18 protein-coding genes are annotated in these 19739 nt (G+C 65.6%); 11 read left to right on the top strand and 7 right to left on the bottom strand.

The features are described from left to right. From ABIC90_RS09480 to ABIC90_RS09455, 6 genes are all read left to right on the top strand, one after another. A complete protein-coding gene (locus tag ABIC90_RS09480) occupies positions 1-786 on the top strand; it encodes a TrmH family RNA methyltransferase (protein ID WP_354353844.1) in 786 nt (261 codons plus the stop codon). 139 nt (positions 787-925) lie between these two features. Continuing rightward, on the top strand, positions 926-2119 hold the full coding sequence (gene carA / locus ABIC90_RS09475; RefSeq protein ID WP_354353843.1) for a glutamine-hydrolyzing carbamoyl-phosphate synthase small subunit: 1194 nt from the start codon (positions 926-928) through the stop codon (positions 2117-2119). Beyond that, positions 2112-5363, top strand: coding sequence for a carbamoyl-phosphate synthase large subunit (gene carB, locus ABIC90_RS09470; RefSeq protein ID WP_354353842.1), 3252 nt, complete (start codon positions 2112-2114; stop codon positions 5361-5363). Before carA ends, carB begins: the two co-directional genes overlap by 8 nt. A gap of 20 nt (positions 5364-5383) precedes the next feature. Further along, on the top strand, positions 5384-6253 hold the full coding sequence (locus ABIC90_RS09465) for a Kdo hydroxylase family protein (protein ID WP_354353841.1): 870 nt from the start codon (positions 5384-5386) through the stop codon (positions 6251-6253). 64 nt (positions 6254-6317) lie between these two features. Then, a complete protein-coding gene (gene greA, locus ABIC90_RS09460; RefSeq protein ID WP_354353840.1) occupies positions 6318-6794 on the top strand; it encodes a transcription elongation factor GreA in 477 nt (158 codons plus the stop codon). 10 nt (positions 6795-6804) lie between these two features. Further along, complete coding sequence (locus ABIC90_RS09455) at positions 6805-7221, top strand: DUF4149 domain-containing protein (protein WP_354353839.1); 417 nt, start codon at positions 6805-6807, stop codon at positions 7219-7221. 52 nt (positions 7222-7273) lie between these two features. On the opposite strand, the gene ABIC90_RS09450 is transcribed toward ABIC90_RS09455, so the two are convergent. After that, complete coding sequence (locus tag ABIC90_RS09450; RefSeq protein WP_436318193.1) at positions 7274-8032, bottom strand: glycosyltransferase; 759 nt, start codon at positions 8030-8032, stop codon at positions 7274-7276. A 2-nt stretch (positions 8033-8034) separates the two neighbouring features. After that, the gene (locus ABIC90_RS09445) at positions 8035-8514 is read right to left on the bottom strand and encodes a YhbY family RNA-binding protein (protein ID WP_257859604.1); all 480 of its coding nucleotides are present in this window, start codon (positions 8512-8514) and stop codon (positions 8035-8037) included. Positions 8515-8546: 32 nt separating this feature from the next. On the opposite strand from ABIC90_RS09445, the gene ABIC90_RS09440 reads away from it, so the two are divergent. The 5 genes from ABIC90_RS09440 to ABIC90_RS09420 all read left to right on the top strand — a co-directional run bounded on the left by ABIC90_RS09440 (position 8547) and on the right by ABIC90_RS09420 (position 14053). Beyond that, positions 8547-9215, top strand: a complete 669-nt coding sequence (locus ABIC90_RS09440; protein WP_354353837.1) for an RlmE family RNA methyltransferase — start codon at positions 8547-8549, stop codon at positions 9213-9215. A gap of 177 nt (positions 9216-9392) precedes the next feature. Further along, positions 9393-11309, top strand: coding sequence for an ATP-dependent zinc metalloprotease FtsH (gene ftsH / locus ABIC90_RS09435; protein ID WP_354353836.1), 1917 nt, complete (start codon positions 9393-9395; stop codon positions 11307-11309). Positions 11310-11424: 115 nt separating this feature from the next. Then, on the top strand, positions 11425-12240 hold the full coding sequence (gene folP, locus ABIC90_RS09430; RefSeq protein ID WP_354354088.1) for a dihydropteroate synthase: 816 nt from the start codon (positions 11425-11427) through the stop codon (positions 12238-12240). Continuing rightward, complete coding sequence (gene glmM, locus ABIC90_RS09425) at positions 12237-13574, top strand: phosphoglucosamine mutase (protein WP_354353835.1); 1338 nt, start codon at positions 12237-12239, stop codon at positions 13572-13574. Before folP ends, glmM begins: the two co-directional genes overlap by 4 nt. Next, on the top strand, positions 13571-14053 hold the full coding sequence (locus ABIC90_RS09420; RefSeq protein WP_354353834.1) for a GNAT family N-acetyltransferase: 483 nt from the start codon (positions 13571-13573) through the stop codon (positions 14051-14053). Before glmM ends, ABIC90_RS09420 begins: the two co-directional genes overlap by 4 nt. An 83-nt stretch (positions 14054-14136) precedes the next feature. Here ABIC90_RS09420 and ABIC90_RS09415 read toward each other — a convergent pair whose 3' ends face one another. The 5 genes from ABIC90_RS09415 to ABIC90_RS09395 form a co-directional block, all read right to left on the bottom strand. Continuing rightward, positions 14137-15408, bottom strand: a complete 1272-nt coding sequence (locus ABIC90_RS09415) for an acyl-CoA dehydrogenase family protein (RefSeq protein ID WP_280806952.1) — start codon at positions 15406-15408, stop codon at positions 14137-14139. Positions 15409-15443: 35 nt separating this feature from the next. Then, a complete protein-coding gene (locus tag ABIC90_RS09410) occupies positions 15444-16550 on the bottom strand; it encodes a phosphotransferase (protein ID WP_354353832.1) in 1107 nt (368 codons plus the stop codon). Position 16551: 1 nt separating this feature from the next. Continuing rightward, positions 16552-17271 carry a Crp/Fnr family transcriptional regulator gene (locus ABIC90_RS09405; RefSeq protein WP_354353831.1) on the bottom strand — a complete coding sequence of 240 codons (720 nt, stop codon included), beginning with the start codon at positions 17269-17271 and terminating at the stop codon, positions 16552-16554. Between the two features lie 61 nt (positions 17272-17332). Next, complete coding sequence (locus tag ABIC90_RS09400) at positions 17333-18112, bottom strand: oxepin-CoA hydrolase, alternative type (protein WP_354353830.1); 780 nt, start codon at positions 18110-18112, stop codon at positions 17333-17335. Between the two features lie 43 nt (positions 18113-18155). Continuing rightward, a complete protein-coding gene (locus tag ABIC90_RS09395) occupies positions 18156-19676 on the bottom strand; it encodes a 3-hydroxyacyl-CoA dehydrogenase (protein WP_354353829.1) in 1521 nt (506 codons plus the stop codon). Between the last annotated feature and the right edge of the window lie 63 nt (positions 19677-19739).

The following is a 19739-nucleotide window of genomic DNA, read 5'->3' as shown; positions in this document are numbered from 1 at the left end:
ATGACCACCGATCCCGGCGCGAGCCTCATCAGTTCGCGCGACAACCCGCTGCTCAAGGACCTGCGCAAGCTCGCCCAAGACCCGGGCGCCTATCGCAAGCTGGGCCGCGTCTGGCTTGAAGGCGATCACCTGTGCCGCGCGGCCCTGGCACGCGGCGTCAAGCCGGCGATTGCGGTGTTTTCGGAGTCTTTCTGGCCGACCGCACCCGCCGAATGGGCGAGCACGGCTATCAAAACGGTCGTTGTCAGCGACGACCTGCTGCGCGGCGTCAGCGGCCTGGAGTCGCCCGCACCCATGGGCTTCGTGCTCGAATTGCCGACGCGGCCCGAATTGATCGCTGACGCCCCGAGCGTGGTGCTCGACCGCCTGCAAGACGCCGGCAACGCCGGTTCCATCCTGCGCAGCGCGGCCGCCTTCGGCTTCACCCAGGTGATCGCGCTCAAGGGTACGGCCGCGCTGTGGGCGCCGAAGGTGCTGCGCGCCGGCATGGGCGCTCATTTCGGCTTGCAGCTGATTGAAGGCGTGGAGGCGGACATGCTCGACGGCTTGAAAGTGCCGCTCGTGGCAACCAGTTCCCACCGCGGCGAATGGCTGCACAAGGCGCGTGTGCCTCACCCCTGCGCCTGGCTCATGGGCCATGAAGGGCAGGGCGTTTCGCCGGCGCTGGAAGCCCGGGCGACCCATCACATCCGCATTGCACAGCCAGGCGGCGAGGAATCGCTCAATGTGGCCGCCGCCGCTGCCATCTGCCTGCACGCCAGCGGGGCGGCCCTCCAGGCCGGATAGGGCCGCAGTCCGGGCTACAATCGGGGGCTTACTCGCAATTAGCGTCGCCCGGCCGCCTTTAACGCCAAAATCCCCTTGAAGCAAGTCCGCAGGCAACGCGCCTGGGGCTCCGGGCGACCGTAACCATTCGGAGAACCCAGTGCTTTTGTCTCTCAAGGGAAATTTCCCGCCCGCCATCCTGGCGCTCGCAGACGGCACGGTCTTTCAAGGCAATTCGATCGGAGCCGCCGGCTCCACGACCGGTGAAGTGGTGTTCAACACCGCCATGACCGGTTACCAGGAAATCCTCACCGACCCGAGCTACTGCCAGCAGATCGTCACCCTGACGTATCCGCACATCGGCAACTACGGCGTCAACGGGGAAGACATCGAAGCCGACAAGATCCATGCCGCGGGCCTGATCATCAAGGACCTGCCCCTCGTCGCCTCCAACTTCCGCCAGACCGCCACACTGAGCGAATACCTCGTGGCCGGCAAGACGGTCGCCATTGCGAACATCGACACCCGCAAGCTCACTCGCCACCTGCGCACCCATGGCGCGCAAAACGGTTGCATCCTGGGCCTGGCCGAAGGCGAAGCCGTGACGCAGGCGCTGATCGACAAGGCCGTTGCCGCCGCCAAGGCCGCGCCGAGCATGGCGGGCCTGGACCTCGCCAAGGTGGTGTCGGTCACCGAGACCTACGAGTGGACCGAAACCGAGTGGAAGCTGGGCGCGGGCTACGGCGTGCAGATCACGCCCAAGTTCCACGTCGTCGCCTTCGACTACGGCGTCAAGAAGAACATCCTGCGCATGATCGCCCAGCGCGGCGCGCGCATCACCGTGGTGCCGGCGCAGACGCCCGCTGCCGACGTGCTCAAGCTCAAGCCCGACGGCATCTTCCTGGCGAACGGCCCCGGCGACCCGGAGCCCTGCGACTACGCCATCAGCGCCGTGAAGGAACTGATCGAGACCGGCATTCCCACCTTCGGCATTTGCCTGGGCCACCAGATCATGGCGCTCGCCTCGGGCGCCAAGACCTTCAAGATGAAGTTCGGCCACCATGGCGCGAACCATCCGGTGAAGGACCTGGACAACGGCCGCGTGAGCATCACCAGCCAGAACCACGGCTTCGCGGTCGACGAGAAGTCGCTGCCGGCCAATCTGCGTCCCACGCACATCAGCCTGTTCGACAACACGCTGCAGGGCCTGGCGCGCACCGACAAGCCCGCGTTCTGCTTCCAGGGTCACCCCGAAGCCTCGCCGGGCCCGCACGACATCGGTTACCTGTTCGATCGCTTCACGGCACTCATGGAAAAGAACAAGACGGAAAAGACGGAGAGCAAGAATGCCTAAGCGCACAGACCTCAAATCGATCCTTATCATCGGCGCCGGCCCGATCATCATCGGCCAGGCCTGCGAGTTCGACTACTCCGGCGTGCAGGCCTGCAAGGCGCTGCGCGAAGAGGGCTACAAGGTCATCCTGATCAACAGCAACCCCGCGACGATCATGACCGACCCGGCCACGGCCGACGTGACCTACATCGAGCCCATCACCTGGCAGACGGTTGAGAAAATCATCGCCAAGGAACGCCCCGACGCGATCCTGCCGACCATGGGCGGCCAGACCGCGCTGAACTGCGCGCTCGACCTCTGGCGCAACGGCGTGCTCGACAAGTACACCGGCGCGGCCACCAACAAGCCAGTCGAGCTGATCGGCGCCACGCCCGAAGCCATCGACAAGGCAGAAGACCGCCTGAAGTTCAAGGACGCGATGACCAAGATCGGTCTCGGTTCGGCGCGCTCTGGCATTGCCCACACGATGGACGAAGCCTGGGCCGTGCAGAAGACGCTCGGCTTCCCGACCGTGATCCGCCCCAGCTTCACGCTCGGCGGCACCGGCGGCGGCATCGCCTACAACCCGGACGAGTTCGAGACCATCTGCAAGCGCGGCATCGAAGCCTCGCCCACCAACGAGCTGCTGATCGAAGAATCGCTGCTCGGCTGGAAAGAGTACGAGATGGAAGTCGTGCGCGACAAGGCCGACAACTGCATCATCGTCTGCTCCATCGAAAACCTGGACCCGATGGGCGTGCACACCGGCGACTCGATCACCGTGGCACCGGCGCAGACGCTCTCCGACAAGGAATACCAGATCCTGCGCAATGCCTCGCTGGCCGTGCTGCGCGAGATCGGCGTGGACACCGGCGGCTCGAACGTTCAGTTCTCCATCAATCCGAAGGACGGCCGCATGGTCGTCATCGAGATGAACCCGCGTGTGTCGCGTTCGTCCGCGCTGGCCTCCAAGGCCACGGGCTTCCCGATCGCCAAGGTCGCTGCCAAGCTGGCCGTGGGCTACACGCTCGATGAGCTGCGCAACGAAATCACCGGCGGCGCCACGCCCGCGTCGTTCGAGCCGTCGATCGACTATGTGGTCACCAAGATCCCGCGTTTCGCCTTCGAGAAATTCCCGCAGGCCGACTCGCGCCTCACCACGCAGATGAAGTCGGTGGGCGAGGTGATGGCCATGGGCCGCACCTTCCAGGAATCGTTCCAGAAGGCCCTGCGCGGCCTGGAAGTGGGCGTCGACGGCCTGAACGAGAAGACGCAGGACCGCGAAGTGCTCGAAAAGGAACTGGGCGAGCCCGGTCCCGAGCGCATCTGGTACGTGGGCGATGCCTTCGCCATGGGCCTGAGCGTCGATGAAGTGTTCGCGCTGACCAAGATCGATCCGTGGTTCCTGGTGCAGATCGAAGAGATCGTGAAGATCGAACTCGAGCTGGAAACCAAGTCGCTGGACGACATCGACAAGGACACGCTGCTCGCGCTCAAGAAAAAGGGCTTCTCCGACCGCCGCCTGGCGCGCCAGTTGAAGACCACCGACACGGCGATCCGCGAGAAGCGCCGCGCCCTGGGCGTGCGCCCGGTCTACAAGCGGGTGGACACCTGCGCGGCCGAGTTCGCGACCAACACCGCCTACATGTACTCGACCTATGAAGACGAGTGCGAAGCCGACCCGACAGACAAGAAAAAGATCATGGTGCTCGGCGGCGGTCCCAACCGCATCGGCCAGGGCATCGAGTTCGACTACTGCTGCGTGCACGCCGCACTCGCCATGCGCGAGGACGGCTACGAGACCATCATGGTCAACTGCAACCCCGAGACCGTGTCCACCGACTACGACACCTCCGACCGCCTGTATTTCGAGCCGCTCACGCTCGAAGACGTGCTCGAGATCGTCGACAAGGAAAAGCCGCTCGGCGTGATCGTGCAGTACGGCGGCCAGACGCCGCTCAAGCTCGCGCTCGACCTCGAAGCCAACGGCGTGCCGATCATCGGCACTTCGCCCGACATGATCGATGCGGCCGAAGACCGCGAGCGCTTCCAGAAGCTGCTGCATGAGCTGGGCCTGCGCCAGCCGCCGAACGCCACCGCGCGCACCGAGCCCGAAGCACTCGAAAAAGCTGCCGCCCTCGGTTATCCACTGGTGGTGCGCCCGAGCTACGTGCTGGGCGGCCGCGCGATGGAAATCGTGCATGAACAGCGCGACCTGGAGCGCTACATGCGCGAGGCGGTCAAGGTGAGCAACGACTCGCCGGTGCTGCTCGACCGCTTCCTGAACGACGCTGTCGAGTGCGACGTCGACTGCATCCGCGACGCCGAAGGCGGCACGCTGATCGGCGGCGTGATGGAACACATCGAACAGGCCGGCGTGCACTCGGGCGACTCCGCCTGCTCGCTGCCGCCCTACAGCCTGAACGCCGACACCATCGCCGAGCTCAAGCGCCAGAGCGCCGCGATGGCGAAGGCACTGAACGTGGTCGGCCTGATGAACGTGCAGTTCGCGATCCAGCAGAAGGACGGCAAGGACGTCATCTACGTGCTCGAAGTGAATCCGCGTGCGTCGCGCACCGTGCCTTACGTGAGCAAGGCCACCGGCATCCAGCTCGCCAAGGTGGCGGCACGCTGCATGGCCGGCCAGTCGCTGGCGTCGCAGGGCGTGACCAAGGAGGTGACGCCGCCGTACTTCAGCGTGAAGGAAGCCGTGTTCCCCTTCGTCAAGTTCCCGGGCGTGGACACCATCCTCGGCCCCGAGATGAAGTCGACCGGCGAGGTGATGGGCGTGGGCAAGACCTTCGGCGAAGCCTTCGTGAAGTCGCAACTGGGTGCGGGCACGCATCTGCCGAAATCGGGCAAGGTCTTCATCTCGGTGAAGAACAACGACAAGGCGCGTGCGGTGGAAGTGGCGCGCGGCCTGGTGAAGCTGGGTTTCGAGCTGGTTGCCACCAAGGGCACGGCTGCCGCCATCAGCACCGCGGGCATCGAATGCGCGACGGTGAACAAGGTGACCGAAGGCCGCCCGCACATCGTGGACATGATCAAGAACAACGAGATTGCCTTGGTCATCAATACGGTGGAAGAGCGCCGCAACGCGATCACCGATTCGCGGCAGATCCGCACCTCTGCGCTGCTCGCTCGCGTGACCACCTTCACCACGATCTTCGGCGCCGAAGCCGCGGTCGAAGGCATGGGCTTCATGGACGAGCTGGACGTCATTTCGGTGCAGGAGATGCACGCGCAACTGGCGGCACTGGCCTGAGCCTGAGCCTCGACGGCGTCATGGAAACCCAGCTCGTCGAACTGGACCTGCGCGACTGGAACGCGGCCACGCCCAACGCGGCGTGGATCGCGGAACTGGAAGCGGGCAAGGTGCTGTACTTTCCGCGGCTGGGCTTCGAGCTCTTGCCCGAAGAGCGGAGCCTGCTCACGCCCAGCCTGCTGTCGCCCGACGTGCGCAACATCAGCCTCGACGCCAATGGCAGGCTCAAGGGCGTTGTCGGCGATGAGGCGGTGCAACGCATGGCTGCGGCGATGGTGGGGCGGTTTCGCGCGCAGGCGCAGCAGCTGATCCACGGTCTGCTGCCGCACTACACGGCGGCCCTGCGGCTGGCGCCCACGAGCTATCGGCCGGCGCAGGTCGAGACGCGGGTGCAGTCCTGGCGTGCGGACGACCGTCGGTTGCACGTGGACGCGTTTCCGTCGCGGCCCAATTACGGTGAGCGCATCCTGCGCGTGTTCACCAACGTGAATCCCGAAGGTGCGCCGCGCGTCTGGCGCGTGGGCGAGCCTTTCGATGATGTCGCCAGGCGCTTCCTGCCGCGCGCCAAGCCCTATGTGCGCTGGCAGGCCAAGCTGCTGCATGCGCTGCACGTGACCAAGTCGTTTCGCAGCGAGTACGACCACCTCATGCTGCAGCTGCACGATGGCATGAAGTCGGACATGGCCTACCAGGAAAGCTCCCCTCAGGAGAGGGCCGAGTTCCCGCCGGGCTCGGTGTGGGTGTGCTTCTCGGACCAGACCTCGCACGCCGTGATGGCGGGCCAGTACATGCTCGAGCAGACGCTTCATCTGGCCGCCTCGAAGCAATACAATCCCGACTCGAGCCCGCTCGCCATCCTGAGCCGGCTGACCGGACGCAATCTCGTCTGATCTTGTCCCCCACTCGACCGCCGAACGGCATCGTTCGGCGGTTTCGCTTTATGGAGAACCAAACATGGCCACCATTCCAATCACCAAGCGCGGTGCCGAAAAGCTGCGTGCCGAACTGCATCAGCTCAAGACCGTCGACCGCCCCTGGGTCATCAACGCGATCTCCGAAGCCCGCGCGCAGGGCGACCTGAGCGAGAACGCCGAGTACGAAGTCGCCAAGGACCGCCAGGGCTTCATCGAAGGCCGCATCCAGGAAGTCGAGGGCAAGCTGTCGGCCGCGCAGATCATCGACCCGTCCGAGCTCGATGCCGGCGGTAAGATCGTGTTCGGCTCGACGGTGGAGCTGGAGGAAGAAGAGTCCGGCGAAGCGGTCAAGTACCAGATCGTGGGCGAGGACGAAGCCGACCTGAAGCTGGGCCTCATCAACATCTCCAGCCCCATCGCGCGCGCGCTGATCGGCAAGGAAGAGGGCGACACCGCCGAAGTGCAGGCGCCCGGCGGCCTGAAGCGCTACGAGATCGTCGGCGTCAGCTACGTGTGATTCGCCTCCGATGAAAGACCGCCTGGCCCTGATGCTGGCTGCCTTCTGGTGGGGCAGCCTCACAACGATCGGCTTTCTAGTAGTGCCGATGCTGTTCGCCAGGCTTGGCAACCCGGCCGTGGCGGGTAATTTTGCCGGGCAGTTGTTCGAGGCGCAGAGCTGGGTCGCCATCGGCTGCGGCCTGATTCTCCTGATTCATTTCCGGCACAAGGCCGACGACCGCATGGACGGGCCGTCGCTCGACGCCATCTTCCTGATCCTCGGGGCCTTGCTGTTGGCGCTGCTTCAGCAGTACGCCGTGGCGCCGCGCATCCTGGCGCGGGACAACCTCAAGCTGTGGCATTCCATCGGAAGCGGCATGTACATCGTGCAATGGCTGTGCACCGGTGTGTTGCTTTGGCGCATGGGCGCTCGCCAGAAGCGCTGATACAGGCGCTGAAAAAAGCGATGGCGGCTTTCGTTCCCCGCCATCCGCTCGCTCACTCTTTCCAGAATCTAGCGACCCAGCTCGCGGGCCGGATGTAGCGGAAGGCGCGGTTGCGCCGCCCCGCCAGCGCATCGGGCGGATTGCACTCGCCATGAAAAATCATGACGCGGGCGTTTTCCGGGACGAATGGCTCTTCCCAGTAGTTGGTCGGCCAGGTCGGGATGCCGTGGTACTTGAAGCTCGGGCACCACGCCTCGGGCCAATAGGAGAGCTTGCCCTGCTTGTGCAGCACATCGGACAGGTAGGCCTGCTCGTTGCGGTACTCGGCCTGCACCTTGTCCATGTTGGCGCGGAAATACGCCAGCACGTCGGCATGTGCGCCCAACTCGAAGCGGTAGACCGATGAGTTCCCGGTGATCCGCTCGCGCCGCCAGGGGCGGGCGTAGTCATGGATGATCAGGAACTCGCCGGGTTGCTCGAAGAAGGCGTCCAGGCTGCCCACGACCACCACATCGACGTCCATGAACAGGGCGGTGCCGCGCAGGCCATGCAGGTCCTGCTCGAACGTGGTGAGCTTCTTCCAGGCACCGTCGCGCTGGCCGGGAGCCAGTTGCAGGTTCAGCGGGGGAATGGGGAGGCACGTCACCTCGGGACGGATGCCCGTGCCGTCATCGGTCAGGCAGACGAACTTGAAATCGCCGCTGAGGTTGCGGCGCACCATCGCGTAGAGCCGGTTGACGTACTCGGGACCGTATTTCGTGCCCCACTTCATGCAGAGGATGTGGCGCTGGGCGCCGTGCGCTGCCACCAGGCTCAGTCCGACTGGTTGCGCTTCTTGGCCGAGAGTGGCCGCTTCGCCTTGGCGCGCTTGATGGTGCCGCCAGGGGTGAGCCGCTGGTTGCCGAGCACGCGCAGCGTCTTGATTTCGGGGCGCTGGCCGCCGCGCTTGCTGTACTTCAGCACCTTGACGTCGCGCGGGCCGGGCATGCGGTCTTCATCGACCACTTTTTCTTTTTCGGGGATCGGACGCCAGAGCACCAGCAGCTTTCCGATGTGCTGGATGGGAGCGGCATCGAGTTCGTTGGCGAGCTCTTGCAGCATGGCGTCCCTGGCGAGGCGGTCGTCGGAGAACACGCGCACCTTGATCAGGCCATGGGCCTTCAGGGCGGCATCCGCCTCTTTTTTAACGGCAGGGGTGAGCCCGTCTCCACCGACCATGACGATCGGATCCAGGTGGTGAGCTTCGGCGCGGTGCACCTTGCGCTCGGCAGGGGTAAGTTGAATGGCGGGCATCCCCGTATTATCGACGTGTTACGAAGACCCCCATGAGCACCAAAGCCAAAAGCAAAAAAGTCAATAAAGCGTGGCTTCACGACCATATCAACGACCCCTACGTGAAACTCGCCACGCGGGAGGGGTACAGGGCGCGCGCCGCCTACAAGCTCAAGGAAATCGACGAGTCGCTGGGGCTGGTCAGGCCTGGCCAGCTGGTGGTCGACCTCGGATCGACGCCCGGGGCCTGGAGCCAGTACCTGCGGCGGCGCATGTCGCCCGAGGGCGCCGCAGTCGGCACGCTGAACGGCACCATCGTCGCGCTGGACATGCTGCCGATGGACCCCATCGAAGGCGTGACCTTCCTGCAGGGCGACTTCCGCGAAGCCGAGCTGCTGGAGCAGGTCCTGGGTGTGCTGGCAGGCCGCAAGGCCGACCTGGTGGTCTCGGACATGGCGCCCAACCTCTCGGGCATCCATTCGGCCGATGGCGCCCGCATCGCGCACCTGATCGAGCTTGCAGTCGACTTTGCCCAGCACCACCTGAAGCCCGACGGAGCCTTGGTCGCCAAGCTCTTCCACGGCGGCGGCTATGACGAATCGGTCAAGCTGTTCAAGGCCAGTTTCCGCACCGTCAAGCCGTTCAAGCCCAAGGCTTCGCGCGACAAATCGGCCGAGACTTTCCTGGTCGGGATGGGTTTGAAGGCAGTAGATACCCCTTGATACCTTGTAGAAACAGCTTCTCAATAAGGCCGCAGCGGGCTCAAACCCTTGTCAGGCTATGGCTGCTTTAGGGAAATGCCCGCTTTTCGCAGCTTGAAAAGCCTAAAATGGGGCGCAATTGCGTATCCATAGCGCCGATTTCATATTCTCGTCACGCGCTTTAGCCTGGAGCTTCGTTTGAACAATCAGTGGTTTTCCAAAGTTGCCGTCTGGCTCGTCATTGCGATGGTGTTGTTCACTGTGTTCAAGCAGTTCGACACCCGCGGCGGTGCCGGCTCCGGAACCGTCAGCTACTCCGAATTCCTGGACCAGGTCCGGAGCAACCAGATCAAGCAGGCCATCATCCCTGAAGGCGCCGGAGGCGGCGAGATCGTTGCCGTCACCAACGACGACCGCAAGATCCGCACGACCGCCACGGTGCTCGACCGCGGCCTCGTCGGCGACCTGATCGACCACAACGTCAAGTTCGACGTCAAGCCGCGCGAAGAGAGCTCGCTCCTCATGACGCTGCTGGTCAGCTGGGGCCCGATGCTGCTGCTGATCGGCGTCTGGGTCTACTTCATGCGCCAGATGCAGGGCGGCGGCAAGGGCGGGGCGTTCAGCTTCGGCAAGAGCAAGGCCCGCATGATGGACGAGAACAACAACACGGTCACTTTCGCCGACGTCGCAGGCTGCGACGAGGCCAAGGAAGAAGTCCGCGAAGTCGTCGACTTCCTGAAAGATCCGCAACGCTTCCAGAAACTCGGCGGCCGCATTCCGCGCGGCCTGTTGCTGGTCGGCCCTCCGGGTACCGGCAAGACGCTGCTGGCCAAGTCGATTGCCGGCGAAGCCAAGGTCCCGTTCTTCTCGATCTCGGGTTCCGACTTCGTTGAAATGTTCGTCGGCGTGGGTGCAGCCCGTGTCCGCGACATGTTCGAAAACGCCAAGAAGAACGCACCCTGCATCATCTTCATCGACGAAATCGACGCGGTGGGTCGTCAGCGCGGTGCTGGCCTTGGCGGCGGCAACGACGAGCGCGAACAAACGCTCAATCAGATGCTGGTCGAGATGGACGGCTTCGAAACCAACCTCGGTGTGATCGTGGTGGCAGCCACCAACCGTCCGGACATCTTGGACGCCGCGCTGCTGCGCCCGGGCCGTTTCGACCGTCAGGTGTACGTCACGCTGCCCGACATCCGCGGCCGCGAGCAGATCCTCGGTGTGCACATGCGCAAGGTTCCGCTCGGCCAGGACGTGAACCCGAGCGTCATCGCCCGCGGCACGCCCGGCATGTCCGGCGCCGACCTTGCCAACCTCTGCAACGAAGCCGCCCTGATGGCCGCACGCCGCAATGCGCGCGTGGTCGAGATGCAGGACTTCGAAAAGGCCAAGGACAAGATCTTCATGGGCCCCGAGCGCAAGAGCATGGTCATGCCCGAGGAAGAGCGCCGCAACACGGCCTACCACGAGTCCGGCCACGCCCTCATCGGCAAGCTGCTGCCCAAGTGCGACCCGGTCCACAAGGTCACGATCATTCCGCGCGGCCGCGCCCTCGGCGTGACCATGAGCCTGCCGGCACAAGACCGCTATAGCTACGACCGCGAGTACATGCTCAACCAGATCAGCATGCTGTTCGGTGGCCGCATCGCGGAAGAAGTGTTCATGCACCAGATGACCACCGGCGCCAGCAACGACTTCGAGCGCGCGACTTCCATCGCCCGCGACATGGTCACGCGCTACGGCATGACCGATGCGCTGGGCCCGATGGTCTACGCCGAGAACGAAGGCGAAGTGTTCCTCGGCCGCTCGGTCACCAAGACCACGAACATGAGCGAGCAGACCATGGAAAAGGTCGACGGCGAAGTGCGCCGCATCATCGACGAGCAGTACGCCCTGGCGCGTGGCCTCATCGAAGCGAACAGCGACAAGATGCATGCGATGGCGAAGGCCTTGCTCGAATGGGAAACCATCGACTCCGAGCAACTCGACGACATCATGGCCGGCCGCGCACCGCGTCCGCCCAAGGACTGGACGCCGCGCACCCCTCCTTCGGGCAGCGGTGGCAGTGGCGGCACGCCGGCCGTCAATACCGACCCGGCGCCGACCGCCGCTTGAGGTGGGCTTGAGATCAAGCAACAACGGGGCCTCTGGCCCTGTTTTTCATGGGGCGCTGCATGGCGCGGTCTGGCAGACCTCCCGCTTCGCGATCGACCTCACGCAGCCCCGCGTGATGGGCATCGTCAACGTCACGCCCGATTCCTTCTCCGACGGCGGCGCACACGCGTCTACCGAAACTGCGCTGCGGCATTGCGAGCAGTTGCTGAAGGAGGGCGCCGACATCCTGGACATCGGCGGTGAATCGACCCGCCCTGGCAGTCCCGCCGTGCCGCTCGACGCCGAATTGGCGCGTGTGCTGCCCGTGGTGCGCGAGGCCGTGAAGCTCGACGTACCGCTCTCCATCGACACCTACAAGCCCGAGGTGATGCGCGCCGTGCTCGACCTGGGCGCGGACATCGTCAACGACATCTGGGCACTGCGCCAGCCGGGCGCGCGCGAGGCCGTGGCCGCGCATCCTTCGTGCGGCATCTGCCTGATGCACATGCATCGCGACCCGCAGACCATGCAGACGGTGCCCATGCAGGGCGACGTGATCCCCGAGGTGCTGGCGTTCTGGGCCGAACAATTGGCGAAGCTTGCCGCCTTGCAGGTCGCCCCGTCGCGCATCACGCTCGACCCGGGCGTTGGCTTCGGTAAGTCCGTGACGCAGAATTTCGCCCTGCTGGGGCGGCAGCGCGAACTGCTGGACGCGGGCTACCCGCTGCTGCTGGGCTGGTCGCGCAAATCGTCGATCGGTGCGGCCACCGGCATCGAGGCGGCGGGCGAACGCATCGTGCCCAGCGTGGCGGCCGCGGTGCTGGCCGTGGAGCGCGGCGCGGCGGTTGTGCGTGTGCACGACGTGCGCGACACGGTGGCCGCCCTTGCTGTCTGGCGCGCAATGAAGGCGACAGAAAAACAATCACAACAAAGAAAAGAGGAAACCCCATGACCCGCAAATACTTCGGCACCGACGGCATCCGCGGCACCGTTGGCCAGGCACCCATCACACCCGACTTCGTGTTGCGCCTCGCGCACGCCGTGGGCCGCGTGCTCAAGAAAACAGAGTCCAGGCCCCGCGTGTTGATCGGCAAGGACACCCGCATTTCGGGCTACATGCTCGAATCGGCGCTCGAATCGGGCTTCAACTCGGCCGGCGTCGATGTGGTGCTGCTTGGCCCGCTGCCTACACCCGGTGTGGCGTACCTCACACGTGCCCAGCGCGCGAGCCTGGGCGTGGTGATCAGCGCCAGCCACAATGCCTTTCCCGACAACGGCATCAAGTTCTTCAGCGCGCAGGGCACCAAGCTCGACGACGCATGGGAGCTTGCCGTCGAAGCCGCGCTGGAAGAGGCGCCGGTCTGGGTGGACTCCGTCAATCTCGGCAAGGCTCGCCGCCTGGACGATGCGTCCGGCCGCTACATCGAGTTCTGCAAGAGCACCTTCGCCAACGACCTCACGCTGCGCGGCATGAAGCTCGTGGTCGATGCGGCGCACGGCGCGGCCTACCAGGTGGCGCCCAACGTGTTCCATGAGCTGGGCGCGGAAGTCACCAGCATCGGTTGCGCGCCCGACGGGCTCAACATCAACAACGGATTCGGCGCGACACACCCTGAAGCGCTGGTCGCCGCGGTCGTCGCGCAGAAGGCCGACTACGGCATTGCGCTCGACGGCGACGCCGATCGCCTGCAACTGGTCGATGCCAGCGGACGCCTCTTCAATGGCGACGAACTGCTCTACCTGATGGTGGCCGAGCGCATTGCGCGCGGCGAAAAGCCGGTGGGCGTGGTCGGCACGCTCATGACCAACAAGGCCGTCGAGGTCGCGCTGCGCGGGCAGGGCATCGAGTTCGTGCGCGCCAAGGTCGGCGACCGCTACGTGCTCGAAGAGCTCGACAAGCGCGGCTGGATCCTGGGCGGCGAGGGCTCTGGCCACTTGCTCGCGCTCGACCGCCACACCACGGGCGACGGCATCGTGAGCGCGCTGCAGGTGCTGCAGGCCTGCGTGCGCAGCGGCAAGACGGTGGCACAGCTGCTCGAAGGCGTCACGCTGTTTCCGCAGACGCTGATCAACGTGCGTCTCGCGCCCGGTCAAAACTGGAAGGACAACGAGGCGCTGGCCAGCGAAACGCAGCGCATCGAAGCCGAACTGGGCGACGGCGGCCGCGTGCTGATCCGCGCGAGCGGCACCGAACCGCTGGTTCGCGTGATGGTCGAGGCGCGGGATGCAAAGCAGTCCAGGTCGTGCGCGGAACGCCTCGCAGCGACGCTGGAGCCGGCTCAGTGAGCATTGAAGTCTTGCTTGCGAACTACCGCGACGCCGCGCAGGCCGCGGCGGTGGTCGATCTGCTCGACAGCTACGCCCGCGACCCGGCCGGTGGCGGCACGCCGCTCGACGCGGCTGTGCGCGAGGGCTTGCCCGCAGCGCTGGCTGCGCGCCCGCAAGCCTTCAGCGTGCTGGCCTTCGACCGCGACAAGCCCGTGGGCCTGATCAACTGCATCGAGGGCTTCTCGACCTTCGCATGCAAGCCGCTGGTCAATGTGCACGACGTGATCGTGCTGCCCAGCCATCGCGGCCAGCGCGTGGCGCAGCAGATGTTCGCGCGGGTGGAGGAAGAAGCGCGCAGGCGAGGCGCCTGCAAGCTCACGCTCGAAGTGCTCTCGGGCAACGCGCCGGCATTGCGTGCCTATGAGCGCGAAGGCTTCATCGGCTACCAGCTCGACCCGGCCTTCGGGCACGCGGTATTTCTTCAGAAAGAGCTCTGAAAAAAGAAAAAGGGCCGGGGCGAATGGATCGCCGTCGGCCCTCACCCCAACCCTCTCACCGAGGGGAGAGGAGGTAAGACAGATCAGAAGCGCGTGACGGGTGCGTCTGCTTCGGTCTTGCTCGGCGCGTACTTGCCCAGTTCCCACTTCGCGATCGCATTGCGGTGCACTTCGTCCGGGCCGTCCGCAAAGCGCAGCGTGCGCGCGCCGGCATAGGCGTAGGCGAGCGGGAAGTCGTCGCACATGCCGCCGCCGCCATGCACTTGCATCGCCCAATCGATCACCTGGCAGGCCATGCTCGGCGCGACCACCTTGATCATCGCGATCTCGTTCTTGGCGACCTTGTTGCCGGCCACGTCCATCAGCCAGGCGGCCTTGAGCGTGAGCAGGCGCGCCATGTCGATCTTGCAGCGCGCTTCGGCGATGCGTTCCTGCGTCACGGTCTGCGAGGCGACGGTCTTGCCGAAGGCGACGCGCGAGGAGGCGCGCTTGCACATCAGTTCCAGCGCGCGCTCGGCCAGGCCGATCAGGCGCATGCAGTGGTGAATGCGTCCCGGGCCAAGGCGGCCTTGGGCGATTTCGAAGCCGCGGCCTTCGCCCAGCAGGATGTTGTCGACGGGCACGCGCACGTTCTCGAAGTACATCTCGACGTGGCCGTGCGGCGCATCGTCGTAGCCCATCACGTTCAGCGGACGCACGATGCGGATGCCCTTGGCGTCGGCTGGCACGATCACCATGCTCTGTTGCGAATGGCGCGGTGCATCGGGGTCGCTCTTGCCCATGGTGATGAACACGGCGCAACGCGGATCGGCCGCGCCCGAAATCCACCACTTGTGGCCGTTGATCACGTACTCGTCGCCCTGGCGTTCGATGCGGGTCGAGATGTTGGTGGCGTCGCTCGATGCCACATCGGGCTCGGTCATCGCGAAGGCCGAGCGGATCTGGCCTTCGAGCAGCGGCTTGAGCCAGCGTGCCTTGATTTCTTCGGAGCCGTAGCGGGCGATGGTTTCCATGTTGCCGGTGTCGGGTGCAGAGCAATTGAAGGCTTCGCTCGCCCAAGGCACCGCACCCATGATTTCGGCCAGCGGCGCGTATTCCTGGTTCGTGAGGCCCGCACCGGCGTAGCCGGAGGCGGAGGCGCTGTCGACCGGCAGGAAGAGGTTCCACAGGCCCTGGGCCTTGGCCTTTTCCTTGACCTTCTCGACCGTCTTCAACGCGGTCCAGCGCTTGCCGGCGGCCGTGTTCGCCGCCAGCTCGGCGCTGTACTCGGCTTCCGCCGGGTAGATGTTTTCATCCATGAACGCCTTGACGCGCTTCTGCAGTTCCTTGGTCTTGGCCGAATATTCGAAATCCATGCTGTCTCCTGGTGGGTTTTTGGGGGAGGGGCTGGCTATGCCTTTTGGGCGAATTGCCAGGCCATCTCGGCCATCGGACGCGCGCCGCGTGCAGACGCCACGGCTTGCTCGCTCGATGCGGTACCGGCTTCGACCCGCTTCGCAATGCCTTGAAGAATCGCGGCCATGCGGAACAGGTTGTAGGCCTGATAGAAATTCCAGTCCGGCGCCAGCGCCTCGGGCGTGCTGATGCGCGTGCGCTCGCAGTAGCGGCGGATGTATTCGCTCTCGGTGGGGATGCCCAGCGCCGCCACGTCCACGCCGCCGATGCCGCGACCGGTGGTGGGCGGCATGTGCCAGGACATGCAGTGGTAGCTGAAGTCCGCCAGCGGATGCCCCAGCGTGGAGAGCTCCCAGTCGAGCACCGCGATGATCCGCGGCTCGGTGGCATGGAACATCACGTTGTCCAGGCGGTAGTCGCCGTGGACGATCGAAACCTTGGTTTCGTCGCGCGCGCTCGCCGGCATGTGGGCGGGGAACCAGTCGATCAGCCGCTCCATGGCCTCGATCGGCTGGGACAGTTCGCCCGCACCGTCGGTCGAGGCCTTGTACTGCTTGCTCCAGCGGCCGATCTGGCGCTCGAAATAATTGCCGGGCTTGCCGTAGTCGGCCAGGCCCCGCGCGGCGAAGTCGACCGTATGCAGCGCGGCGATGACGCGGTTCATCTCGTCGTAGTAGGCCGCGCGTTCGGCGTTGCTGAAACCGGGCAGCGACTGGTCCCAGAGCACGCGGCCCTGCATGAACTCCATCACGTAGAAGGCGCGGCCGATGACGGACTCGTCTTCGCAGAGGCAATGCATGCGCGGCACGGGCACGTCGGTGCCCTGCAGGCCGCTCATCACCTTGAACTCGCGCTCCACGGCATGCGCCGAGGGCAGCAGCTTGGCGACCGGGCCGGGCTTTGCGCGCATCACATAGCTTTGCGATGGCGTGAGGAGCTTGTAAGTCGGGTTCGATTGCCCGCCCTTGAACATCTCGACCGTGAGCGGGCCCTTGAAACCGTCGAGGTTCTTCTCGAGCCAGGCCGAAAGCACCTCGATGTCGAACGCATGCTGCTGCGACACCGCGCGGGTACCGACGAAGTTGGAGAAGTCCTGGCTCATGTCAGATGTCCGCTTCCGAGACGCGCATCAAGGCCGCGCGATCCAATACAACCAGGCCGGCGGGCTCGATGCGGATCGTGCCCTCGCGTTCCATGGTCTTGAGTTCCTGGTTGACCCGCTGGCGCGAGGCGCCCAGCAGTTGCGCCAGTTCTTCCTGCGCCAGTTGCAGGCCGATGCGCATCTGGCTGCCGTCGTCCAGGTTGGGCACGCCATAGCTGCGCACCAGATGAATGAGCTGCTTGGCCAGGCGTGCGCGCAAGGGCAGGGTGTTGAGGTCTTCCACCAGCCCGAACAGCGTGCGGATGCGGCGTGCCTGCAGCCGCATCAGTGCCTCGTACAGCTCCACATGCGAGTTGAGGATCTTCTGGAAGTCGGCCCGCGCCACGCAGAGAATGGTGCTGTCCCCATGCGCATAGGCGTCGTGCGTGCGCCGGTCCCCGTCGAACATCGCCACGTCGCCGAACCAGATGCCCGGCTCCACGTAGGTCAGCGTCACCTGCTTGCCCGAGACCGCCGTCGAACTCACGCGCACCGCGCCCTTGGCGCAGGCAATCCAGTGTTCGGGAGGGTCGCCGCGCGCGGCGATCAGGTCGCCGTCCTTGTAGCGTTTGACGAAAGCGCATCGGAGGATGTCGTGCCGTAGCGATGGAGATAGGGAAGAAAACCAGCGACCACTGTTGATCGCTTCACGTTCTTCGATAGTAAGAATGGGGTCGTCCATTGGTCTGTCCTCTCGGCGACTGAAAAACTGATGGGTGTCACGGGAGCGACGCCGCGAGGCGCTACTCGTACCGCGGTGGTTTCTTGTCGAGGAACGCGGCGATGCCGATGCCCGCGTTCGCATGGTGCAGGTTGCGCACGAAGTGGTCGCGCTCCTGCGAGAGCTGCGTGTTCAGCGTGGCGCCGCGCGCTTCGCTCAGCAGCTCCTTGATGCTGGCCAGCGAGTTGGGCGCGCGGGCGTTGAGCTTGGTCGCCAGCGCCAGCGCGCCTGCCAGCGCCTGCCCGTTTTCGGTGAGCTCGTTGACAAGACCCAGCGCATGCAGGCGCGGTGCGCCGATGCGCTCGCCGTTCATGAGCCATTCGCTGGCCAGCTGGCGGGGCAACTGCTGCCCCAGGTGCCAACTCAGGCCGCCGTCGGGCGACAGCGCCACGTTGCTGTACGAGGCCGCGAACACCGCGTCGCGCGCGGCCACCACGAAGTCGCAGGCCAGCGCGAGCGAGAAGCCCGCGCCGGCTGCCGCGCCCTCGACCGCCGCGATGATCGGCTTGGGAAAGGTGCGGATCGAGTCGATCCAGTTGTGCAGCCCCTCGATGCTCTCGGCCTGCACCGAGCGGTCGAGTTCGCGATTGGCCATCAGGCGCTGCAGCGAGCCGCCGGCGCAGAAGAAGGGGCCTTCGCCCACGATGACGACGCTGCGGATCTCGCTGCTGCTCTCGGCGCCGTTGAGCGCCTCGATGCCGGCGGCATAGATCTCGGGGCCCAGCGCATTGCGCTGGGTGGGGTTGGCGATCGTCAGCACCATGGTGCTGCCCTCGCTGGTGCTCTTGAGTTCGGCGGTCATCGCTGTGTCGCGTTTTCAGTCGGTTGGTGGGTTGTCTGGCTGTTTATTCTTCTTCGTGCAGGAGGCTCAGGCCCAGCGCGCCGCGGCGGCGCAGCCACGGGCTCGGGCGATAGCGCGGATCGCCATACACCGTCTGCAGGTTGAACAGCACTTCGAGCATGTTGGTCGGGCCGTAGAGGTTGCCCATGGCGAGCGGTCCGCGCGGGTAGCCCAGGCCCAGTTGCACGGCCGTTTCCAGGTCGGCCGGCGAGCACACGCGCTGCTGGCACATGTCGGTGGCGATGTTGACGATGGTGCCGATCACGCGCTGCGTGACGAAGCCGCCGCTGTCGCGGATCACGCTCACTGCCTTGCCGTCGCGCGCAAAGAGGGCGTGCGCGGCATCGCGGATGTCGCGGCGCGTGGCCGGGTTGGTGGCGAGCACGCGGCGCTTGGTGGCGGCGTCGTCGATCAGCATGTCGATGCCGACGGTGCGCGTGGCGTCCAGGCGTTCGACGGCGGCCACCGTGGTCACGTCGAAGCCCAGCGGGGCCACGAGGATCAGCGAATGCGGCGCAGCCGTGGCGCCGCTGTCGATCTGCGCGCCCAGCGTGTTGACCAGGCGCAGCAGCTCGGCGCGGCGCGCGGCGCGGGGCGAGACCCAGACCGCCGGCGTACCTTCGATCACCGGTGCCGGGGCCTCGGGCGTCTGCTGCATGACTCCGTCGGTGTAGCGATAGAAGCCTTCGCCCGTCTTGCGGCCCAGCGCGCCGGCAGCCAGGCGCTGTGCGGTGATCACGCTCGGGCGGAAGCGCGGCTCTTCGAAGTACTGGTGGTAGATCGACTCCATCACCGGGTGCGAGACGTCCAGCGCCGTCAGGTCCAGCAGCTCGAAGGGGCCGAGGCGAAAGCCCGCCTGGTCCTTGAGGATGCGGTCGACGGTCGCGAAGTCGGTCACGCCCTCGCCGACGATGCGCAGCGCCTCGGTGCCGTAGCCGCGGCCCGCATGGTTGACGATGAAGCCGGGCGTGTCCTGCGCCTGCACTGCGCTGTGGCCCATCTGCACCGCGTAGCCCGCAAGCTGCTTGCAGACCTCGGGCGCGGTCTTGAAGCCCGCCACCACCTCGACCACCTTCATCAGCGGCACGGGGTTGAAGAAATGGAAGCCCGCAACGCGCTCGGGCCGCGCGAGCCCGGCCGCGATGGCCGTGACCGAGAGCGACGAGGTGTTGGTGACCAGCGTGGCGCTGGGCGCCACCACGGCCTCGAGTTCGCGGAAGAGCTTGCGCTTGACCTCGAGGTCTTCGATCACGGCTTCGATCACGAGGTCGCAGCCGGCCAGCGCCTGCACCGAATCGACAGCCCGCACGCGCGCGATCTGCGCGTCGCGCGCCGCGGCGTCGAGCTTGCCCTTTTCATGCAGCTTGTTCCATTGGGCGATGAGGGCTTCGCGACCGCGCTCGGCGGCGCCCGCAAAGCTGTCGAGCAGCAGCACTTCGCTGCCGGCCTGCGCGGCGATCTGGGCGATGCCGCGACCCATGGCGCCGGCGCCGATCACGCCGATCCGGGTGTAGTTCACTGTCATTGGATGAAGATTCTCACTGGTTGAGGGTGTCCGGGCTGTCGCGCGAGTCAAGGACCGGAACGG

The organism is Variovorax boronicumulans (genome assembly GCF_040544675.1).
Lineage (GTDB): Bacteria > Pseudomonadota > Gammaproteobacteria > Burkholderiales > Burkholderiaceae_C > Variovorax > Variovorax boronicumulans_D.
Note: the sequence above shows the minus strand (reverse complement) of the source record. Positions and strands in the feature narration are given on the sequence as shown.

Excerpts from the sequence above, each read along its gene's own strand:
- ABIC90_RS09465 (WP_354353841.1), top strand. The coding sequence starts at position 5,384 with ATGGAAACCCAGCTCGTCGAACTGGACCTGCGCGACTGGAACGCGGCC.
- glmM (WP_354353835.1), top strand. The coding sequence starts at position 12,237 with ATGACCCGCAAATACTTCGGCACCGACGGCATCCGCGGCACCGTTGGC.
- ABIC90_RS09400 (WP_354353830.1), bottom strand. The coding sequence starts at position 18,112 with ATGACCGCCGAACTCAAGAGCACCAGCGAGGGCAGCACCATGGTGCTG.
- carB (WP_354353842.1), top strand. The coding sequence starts at position 2,112 with ATGCCTAAGCGCACAGACCTCAAATCGATCCTTATCATCGGCGCCGGC.
- ABIC90_RS09480 (WP_354353844.1), top strand. The coding sequence starts at position 1 with ATGACCACCGATCCCGGCGCGAGCCTCATCAGTTCGCGCGACAACCCG.
- greA (WP_354353840.1), top strand. The coding sequence starts at position 6,318 with ATGGCCACCATTCCAATCACCAAGCGCGGTGCCGAAAAGCTGCGTGCC.
- ABIC90_RS09410 (WP_354353832.1), bottom strand. The coding sequence starts at position 16,550 with ATGAGCCAGGACTTCTCCAACTTCGTCGGTACCCGCGCGGTGTCGCAG.
- ABIC90_RS09395 (WP_354353829.1), bottom strand. The coding sequence starts at position 19,676 with ATGACAGTGAACTACACCCGGATCGGCGTGATCGGCGCCGGCGCCATG.
- ABIC90_RS09405 (WP_354353831.1), bottom strand. The coding sequence starts at position 17,271 with ATGGACGACCCCATTCTTACTATCGAAGAACGTGAAGCGATCAACAGT.
- folP (WP_354354088.1), top strand. The coding sequence starts at position 11,425 with ATGGGCATCGTCAACGTCACGCCCGATTCCTTCTCCGACGGCGGCGCA.
- ABIC90_RS09455 (WP_354353839.1), top strand. The coding sequence starts at position 6,805 with ATGAAAGACCGCCTGGCCCTGATGCTGGCTGCCTTCTGGTGGGGCAGC.
- ABIC90_RS09415 (WP_280806952.1), bottom strand. The coding sequence starts at position 15,408 with ATGGATTTCGAATATTCGGCCAAGACCAAGGAACTGCAGAAGCGCGTC.
- ABIC90_RS09445 (WP_257859604.1), bottom strand. The coding sequence starts at position 8,514 with ATGCCCGCCATTCAACTTACCCCTGCCGAGCGCAAGGTGCACCGCGCC.
- ABIC90_RS09440 (WP_354353837.1), top strand. The coding sequence starts at position 8,547 with ATGAGCACCAAAGCCAAAAGCAAAAAAGTCAATAAAGCGTGGCTTCAC.